This is a genomic window from Psychrobacter sp. PSi21, from assembly GCF_054960615.1.
On the sequence record NZ_JBHNYR010000039.1, the window covers coordinates 1 to 1,902 of the forward strand.

Here is a 1,902-nt window from a genome sequence, read left to right on the forward strand (position 1 = left end):
AAAATATGATTGAAACCGATAACAATCTAAGAGTTGCATATGATGAAGGTTTTGTTGTTATAGATGAGGATACTCAAATACCTGTCCCCAACTGTCATTATAGAATAATCAAGCCTGATGAAAGTATCATAACAGGTATCACAGATGAAAAAGGACGAACACAGGTGGTGGATAGTTATGAAATTGAAGAATTGATTATAGAGGTAATATTCTAATGACAAATAGAACTGTAGATAACTGGCAGCGTCTAGGAACTTCTAAAACAAGTAAAAAAAGTAATAAAAATAGAAAATCTGTTACAGTCAAAGTACCAAAAACGGAGAATATTATTTTCATAGGATCAGAAATGCACTATGATAGCTTTTGGTGGAAGATGATGTTTGTAGCAGCAGCGTACCCTTTTGTTCGTAGTTCAAAATTCAGAAAATGTAATAAAGCTACTATCGCATACATGAACAAAGGTTACACACATGCAGAAAAACTTGCAATAGAAGGATTGGGAAATGGCATCCATGCCGATTCAGTAGATTTTAAAGCAATTAATAGCAAAGAAGATTTAATAAATACCCTAAAAAATAATAGAAACTCTTTTAAAATTCAGGATGTTGCATTTTTCTGCCATGGTCTGAATGGCATAATAACAATGAACCTTGATGAAGATCCAGAAGTTAGATTAAAAAGTTCTGATTTAACTTCCATTCCTTCTAGCGCTTTCGTTACATCTGGAAAACTCTACTCCTACGCTTGTAGGACCGGTATTTCTGATTCTTTATTATTAAGAGCAAAAGATAATTATAATAATTTGTCAGAAGCAGAACCAGAGAACAGTCTAGCACAAAGAATAGCAGATCATTTTAATATTGAAGTTCATGCCTACTATAAGCGTACATCATATGCTGAAGTCATAAGGAATAAGACTGACTCATCGTCAATAGTCACATCGCTTAAAGAAAGACGTCAAAATTTTTCCGACTCTACTATTTTAGACTTATCAAACACTTATCAAGCACTGAAACATGATGGATTAGCAGAAAACGGCATTCCTTTCGTTTCTGGAGCTCGAGGTGAGGGGACGAATGGATATGCGCTTTGGCGTAATAATGGTGGGCAGCATTTACCAACCGCTGCTGGCACTCCCGCAGGACTACCCTCACATATGGCAATATTCCGTAAGAAATAGCAATCTATTAAGGTTCATAGAATAGAGCTAATTATGAAAAACAAGACTATTTTAATATATTTAGTATCAGTATTATTCATTATTTTTTCGGCAATCTTATACAAAGGTACAGTTAATATGAAAGTGTTCAATCACAGTGAAAAAAGTTATGAAGATATTTTAAAAATAGAAGAATACCAGAAGTCTGACAATCTTGAGTATTTACAAAATATATCTAATGAAAAAAAAGAAAGTGTACAAGTTGTTTTTCATGGAATAAACCCTCCTGAAAAATCTCGTATAAATTTGTACTCCAGTGCTTTGAGCCATACTATCTATAATGGAAAATATCAAGATAAGATAAAAATTACTATACCTACAAGTATATACGAAAAAGAATACGGTATGGATGCAATAAAGTTCTCTATATATAATTATAACACTGGGGACACTTACGTATTAGAACAAGAAAAACCCTATATTTTTTGGAAAGAAAACACTATTGTTAATATAAAATTTTTACCAAAGCGAGAATACTATAATGAAGAGTTTGGTTTATTTGTAGGATATAAAGTTACACTAGAAAAAAAATAACCATGATCACTCTGGCTTTTATGGCTATCACGATCCTCCTAGAGCACTGTGATACTGATTAACACCAAATAATTTTTTTCTTTTCAACCCATAAGCCATTTTTCTTCCATTGTTACTAGCCATCATATCGGATACTGGCCATGCTCACT

General features: G+C 32.9%; 2 protein-coding genes and 1 pseudogene. All 3 read left to right on the forward strand.

The window, feature by feature from the left end; all coding sequences use genetic code 11:
* Nucleotides 1-215 (forward strand): annotated as a pseudogene (locus tag ACFI32_RS14750) (hypothetical protein); the annotation flags it as partial.
* On the forward strand, nucleotides 215-1,180 hold the full coding sequence (locus tag ACFI32_RS14755; protein ID WP_462627381.1) for a hypothetical protein: 966 nt from the start codon (nucleotides 215-217) through the stop codon (nucleotides 1,178-1,180). The pseudogene ACFI32_RS14750 and the gene ACFI32_RS14755, both read left to right, overlap by 1 nt.
* A 33-nt stretch (nucleotides 1,181-1,213) precedes the next feature.
* Nucleotides 1,214-1,753: a hypothetical protein gene (locus ACFI32_RS14760; RefSeq protein WP_462627382.1), complete on the forward strand. Its 540-nt coding sequence runs from the start codon at nucleotides 1,214-1,216 to the stop codon at nucleotides 1,751-1,753.
* Nucleotides 1,754-1,902: the final 149 nt, after the last annotated feature.